Genomic DNA, 3,475 nt, shown 5'->3' on the forward strand with positions numbered 1-3,475 from the left:
GCTACGAGGAGCCCACCCCCATCCAGGCCGCCGCCCTCCCGCCACTGCTCGCGGGGAAGGACCTGCTCGGCATCGCCGCCACCGGCACCGGCAAGACGGCCGCCTTCGCCCTGCCCCTGCTCAACCACGTGGAGCCCGGCGCGTGCCGGCCCAACACCACGTCCGCGCTGGTGCTGGTCCCCACGCGCGAGCTGGCCATGCAGGTCTCCGAGGCCATCCACCGCTACGGCCAGAAGCTCGGCATCTCCGTGCTGCCCCTGTACGGCGGCCAGGTCATTGGCCAGCAGCTCCGCGTCCTCAAGCGCGGCGTGGACGTCGTCGTCGCCACGCCGGGCCGCGCGCTGGACCACCTGCGCCGTGGCACGTTGCAGCTCGATGACGTGCGCGTCGTCGTGCTCGACGAGGCCGACGAGATGCTCGACATGGGCTTCGCCGAGGACCTGGAGGCCATCCTCTCCGGCACGCCCGAGGACCGGCAGACGGCCCTCTTCTCCGCCACGCTCCCGCCGCGCATCGCCAGCATCGCCGAGCGTCACCTGCACGAGCCCGTGCGCGTGAAGATCGCCCGCGAGAAGGTGGAACAGGGGGAGATTCCCCGCGTCCGGCAGACGGCCTACGTCGTGCCGCGCGCCTTCAAGATCGCCACCCTGGGCCGCCTGCTCGACGTGGAGTCGCCCACCGCGGCCATCATCTTCTGCCGCACGCGCACGGAGGTGGACGACCTCACCGTCTCCCTCAACGGCCGTGGCTGGCGCGCCCACGCCCTGCATGGCGGCATGACGCAGGAGCAGCGAGACCGCGTCATCAAGCAGCTCAAGTCCCAGGGCACCGACCTGCTCGTGGCCACCGACGTCGCGGCGCGCGGCCTGGACATCCCCCGCCTGTCCCACGTGGTGAACTTCGACGTCCCCAACGCGCCCGAGGCCTACGTGCACCGCATCGGCCGCACGGGCCGCGCCGGCCGCGAGGGCGTGGCCATCACCCTGGTGGAGCCCCGCGAGCACCGGTTGCTGCGCAACATCGAGCGCGTCACCGGCCAGCGCATCGAAGTGGCCACCGTGCCCACCGTCGCGGACATGCGCGAGAAGCGGCAGGAGATGCTGCGCGCATCCCTGCGCGAGACGCTGGTGACCGGTGAGTACGACTCCCTCCGCAACGTGGTGGAGAGCCTGGCCAGCGAGTTCGACGCCATGGACATCGCCGCCGCCGCCGTGAAGCTCCTCCATGAGGCCCAGGACGAGGGCCGCGACACGGAGGAGACGGAGATCCCCGTCGTCGCGCCGCCGCAGGAGCGCCGTGAGCGCACGGGCAAGTTCGGAGCGCCCACGGGGCGTCCAGGCCGGCCGGAGCGCGGCCCGAAGGCCCGCGGTGGCCCGCCGACGTGGGACGTCACCCGCCTGTGGATTGGCGCCGGCCGTCACGCCGGCGTACGCCCCGCCGACCTGGTGGGCGCCATCGCCGGGGAAGCGGGCGTCGAGTCCTCCAAGATTGGCGCCATCCAGATTGGCGACGCCTTCTCCCTGGTGGAGGTGCCGGAGTCCGACGCCAACCGCATCATCGCCGCGTTGAAGAACGCCACCCTGCGCGGCAAGAAGGTGCTCGTCCGCAAGGACCGGAGCTGACCTTCCGACTCAAAGGGAAATGCCCGCCTCGTGAGTGGGAGAATGACGAGCGAACCCGTCACGCTCACGAGGAGGGCTGAAATCCGTCAGGCCACCGGCTCGGACTGCGCGGCGGCTTCTTCCCGAGGCTCGGTGTTCGTCCGGCGCCGGGAGAAGAACCGGCGCCACGACAGCGCGAAGCCCGTGTAGACGAGGAACACGCCGCCCAGCGACGCGATGGCGGCCACCAACTGGCCCATGAGCCCCAGCGCCTCGCCGGTGTGCAGGAAGCGCAGCCAGGTGCGCAGCTTCCGGCCGCTGTTGTAGTCCGCGTACGTCTCCTGCTTCGCCACCTCGCCCGAAAAGGGGTTGAGGGACACCTGCTTGGAGGAGAACAGCGGCCACGCATCCGCCTCGCGGAGGGTGACCGTCACCGCGTCCACACCGTCCGCGCCGCCCTTCCCGCCCCGCTCGCCCTTCGCCTCCGGACCACGGCCACCCTGTGCGGGTGCCGCGCCCCCCTTCTCGCCCCGCTCGCCCTTCGCGTCCGGACCACGACCACCCTGTGCGGGAGCACCGCCCGGACGCGCTCCACTGCCCAGGCGCAGCGTGGCGGAGGACCAGGTAGGTGACGTCTTCTGGGCCTCGGCGATGACCACGTCCATCGGCTTGCGCGGTGTCTCCACCCCGGGCGCGGGCACCTTCATCGTCGCCGAGCCCGGCGGCCCCTGCCGCGCAGGAGCCTCGTGGCCCATCACCGTGTAGACGAGGTCGGAGGCCCACTTGTACGAGATGACCATGCCCGACGCCGTGAGCACGATGAGCACCGGCAGCGACCAGAAGCCGATGACGTTGTGCCAGTTCCAGTCGCGCGCCTTGCCCTTCAGCCCACGCCGGAACCACAGCGACGGTCGCATGGCGCGCAGCGTCCACTTGCGCGGCCACCACAGGTACAGGCCGGAGATGGCCAGGAAGAGGAACACGGCGTTGCTCGCGCCGGTGATCGCCTTGCCCACCGCGCGGTTGTCACCGCCGGCGGCCAGCCACCGGTGGAGCTCCACGTTCCATTGGAGGAAGCCGCGCAGGCCCGTCGCGCCATTCCCCAGCACCTCGCCGGTGTAGGGGTTGACGTAGGTCACCGAGCCCCGGCCGATGCTCACGAGCACCGAGGACGTCGGCTCCGGATACACCGTCACTCCAGAGGGCTGTCCGTCCGTCCGCGCAGCGCGGACGCGCTCGACCAGTTCCTCCACGGGGAGCCGGGGCGCGCCTGGAGACGGCGACTGCACCGTCCGGACATCCCGCTCCGCCCATTCGATGAGCTGCTTCTCGAAGGCGATGACCACGCCCGTGAAGGACATGATCGCAATCACCAGCCCGGTGGCGATTCCGACGATGAGATGAATCCAGAAGAGGATGTTTCGGAAGGTGCGCATGAAACGGCTCCAGCGCGGGCCGGAGCCCACGCGAGGAGAACTGGAGCGAACCCGGCGCGACACCGCGCCAGACTCACTTCAGGGAGAAGTTCACCGGAATGTCGATCATGACTCGCGCCAGCCGCCCCGAACGGCCCAGCGCGGGCGTGAAGTGCCACTGATTCACGGCGGCAATCGCCGCAGCGTCCAGGGCGGGCACGGAGCGCATCACCTGGGTGTGCTCCTGCTCCACCCGGCCGTCCGTGCCAACGATGACCCGCACCACCACCACGCCCTGGATGTTCCGCTGCTTCGCCAGCCGGGGGTAGTCCGGCCTGACCTGCTTGAGGACCGTGGGGGGCCGCATCACCTGCTTGAGCGTCAGCGCGTCACCCGTGCCGCCAATGGCCGTCGACCCGACGCTGTCTCTTATACACATCTGACGCTGCCGACGAACTC

Annotated in this window: 2 protein-coding genes; one reads left to right on the top strand and one right to left on the bottom strand. The window is 70.6% G+C overall.

Annotated elements, in window-relative coordinates:
* On the top strand, positions 1–1,622 hold a 1,622-nt coding region (locus FMQ63_RS36890), incomplete at its 5' end, for a DEAD/DEAH box helicase (RefSeq protein ID WP_141277039.1).
* Positions 1,623–1,708: 86 nt separating this feature from the next.
* On the opposite strand, the gene FMQ63_RS36895 is transcribed toward FMQ63_RS36890, so the two are convergent.
* Entirely contained in the window at positions 1,709–3,037 is a 1,329-nt protein-coding gene (locus FMQ63_RS36895) for a PepSY domain-containing protein (protein ID WP_011553924.1), read from the bottom strand.
* Between the last annotated feature and the right edge of the window lie 438 nt (positions 3,038–3,475).

It is taken from the genome of Myxococcus sp. CA005 (genome assembly GCF_006518205.1).
Classification (GTDB): domain Bacteria; phylum Myxococcota; class Myxococcia; order Myxococcales; family Myxococcaceae; genus Myxococcus; species Myxococcus xanthus.